Below are 2,064 nucleotides of genomic sequence, written 5' to 3'. Positions count from 1 at the left end.
AAATCTTTTTCAAAAGCACTACAACAAGCAGACGCTAAGATTATCTATGTTGCTCCAGGTGTTTATGATCGTAATAGAGGGTGGATAAAAACCAATCCGGCTTCGAACACATTAGTTATCAAACCACTCTATAAAGGTGATATCATTTTTGGAACACATCAAGACGGCTTAACGTGGACGGCAGAGGGTACAGATAAAGTTTATAAAACCGCAAGATCAGCAACATCAAATATTTATGACAGCTTAGATTTAGATGAATATGGCGATCATAAAGAACTAATTAAAAAGACAAGTATAGCTGAAGTAAGTGCAACTCCGGGTTCTTGGTATACAGACGGAACTTCTGTATTTGTGAGATTGCAGGATGACCGTGTACCAGATAATACAGTTAAAGTGTATGTAACGGGTGGAAATGGATGGGTACAAGGAACGAAAACGGTCTTTATAGACGGAATTAAATTTTATGGTGGGGATAGTCCCTTTGAAACACTGACAGATTCCCCGTCAAATATAATGAAATTGTATTTTAAAAATTGCGAGTTTAAATATGGTACGAAAGCAGATTTGTCTGCAAATGGATTAACAATTAAAGGAGCTAAACAAGTATTCTTGCAAAATTGTATTGCTTCCAATAATCAACGGGACGGATTTAACTACCACGTTTACACATCAATTGTTCCAGACGTAATCGAAATAGATTGTATTGGTTACAAAAATGGACTTACTAGCACTGAAAATAATAATAATGGATCAACAATGCATGATGCAGGGAATATTATCCGCGTTAACTCTATTTTCTTTAAAAATAAAGGTCCGAACGTGGTGGATGTAGGTAGTTCTAATGCATGGAATATAGGTTGTGTATCATATGATTCTTTAGCTACGACAGCCTCAAGTAATGTGAATTTCCAAAATCAAGACGGAAAAATGTGGCTAGATGGTTGTGTATCATATGACTCTGATGTTGATATTTCAGTAGTAGGGACAGGTGTAGCATATGCAAGAAGAACATTGAAAAGTAATCAATTATTCGAGACGCCAGAATATTAATTTTCGAATAAAATAATATATTTAAGAAACTCTGTATTTGATATAGATGATACAACTCTGGGGTTACTTGAGTATTATTAATAGGCTATTTTAGTATCTCACCCTCTATAGTTCTCGTGATATTATTGAATAATTAGAAGAAAAAGAGGGTGAGTATTATGGTAACAAGGAATGAGCTTCAAATAATGGCTGAAACAAAATTGAAGTCCATTAAAACATTACATGAAAATGGTTTTTATGATTATGTATGTCAAGACTCGGGGTATGTTCTAGAGTTTGGTTTAAAATCCGCAGTATGCAAAACTATTGAACAACAAGTCTATCCAGACGGTAACTCAACTTATAGAACCCACAGTTTAAATAAGTTGGTCAATTTGGCAGATTTAAGGAAAGATTTAGAAACGAAAAAAAGAAGGGATAAAAATTTCTTTGTTAATTGGTCAATAGCTAGTAAATGGTCTGTAGAATTTCGTTATCAACCCATTGGAAAAAACGAAAAAGAAAACGCAGAAGATTTTATAAATGCAATAGAAAATCCAAAGGATGGTGTGTATCCATGGGTGAAAGAGAATTGGTAACAGAGATCCGTGAGATTGTAAATAAAATTAAGTTAGAAAAAGGAAATATCAATTTATTTATGTTATTAGGTGATGAAGAAAGTGAATCAGAAGATAGCTTTACTCTGGTTATTAGCGCGAAATGGTTGGATGATCTATCTCCTAGAGAAGGGATAGGCATTATCGCTGAATACCTTATAAACAATTTAACGGATGAAGAGATGATTGGAATATCTAGAATAACAGCCGTGAGTACAAAAGACCCATCTGTTATGAATATAACACGCAATCTAAGGTGTAACGGTGGAATTAGTTGGAACTACGGCTGTAGATTTGGAAATGTATACATTCCTTTTGCAGTAATTTTAGAATCGAATTTTTATGTTTAAAGGTTATAGCGATTTTTTTGGAAATACGGATTAGAACAGATTTAGACTTTTGAATAAAATACGGCTTT

3 protein-coding genes are annotated in these 2,064 nt (G+C 33.8%); all 3 read left to right on the top strand.

Going from position 1 to position 2,064, the window contains the following annotated elements:
* Positions 1 to 1,050: hypothetical protein (locus ACTFR9_RS27515; RefSeq protein ID WP_440049081.1), on the top strand; the 1,050-nt coding region annotated here is incomplete at its 5' end.
* Between the two features lie 185 nt (positions 1,051 to 1,235).
* Entirely contained in the window at positions 1,236 to 1,628 is a 393-nt protein-coding gene (locus tag ACTFR9_RS27510) for a HEPN domain-containing protein (RefSeq protein WP_440049080.1), read from the top strand.
* Positions 1,607 to 1,996 carry a hypothetical protein gene (locus ACTFR9_RS27505; RefSeq protein WP_440049079.1) on the top strand — a complete coding sequence of 130 codons (390 nt, stop codon included), beginning with the start codon at positions 1,607 to 1,609 and terminating at the stop codon, positions 1,994 to 1,996. The genes ACTFR9_RS27510 and ACTFR9_RS27505 overlap by 22 nt, the downstream gene beginning before the upstream one ends.
* The last annotated feature ends 68 nt before the right edge of the window (positions 1,997 to 2,064 follow it).

Source organism: Bacillus cereus group sp. MYBK222-1, assembly GCF_051916425.1.
Taxonomy (GTDB): domain Bacteria; phylum Bacillota; class Bacilli; order Bacillales; family Bacillaceae_G; genus Bacillus_A; species Bacillus_A paranthracis.
The sequence above is the reverse complement of the archived record's forward strand: the minus strand, read 5'-3'. Positions and strand labels throughout refer to the sequence as shown.

Bases quoted from the DNA above. Each gene is read 5' to 3' on its own strand.
- ACTFR9_RS27510 (WP_440049080.1), top strand. From the start codon at position 1,236: ATGGCTGAAACAAAATTGAAGTCCATTAAAACATTACATGAAAATGGT.
- ACTFR9_RS27505 (WP_440049079.1), top strand. From the start codon at position 1,607: ATGGGTGAAAGAGAATTGGTAACAGAGATCCGTGAGATTGTAAATAAA.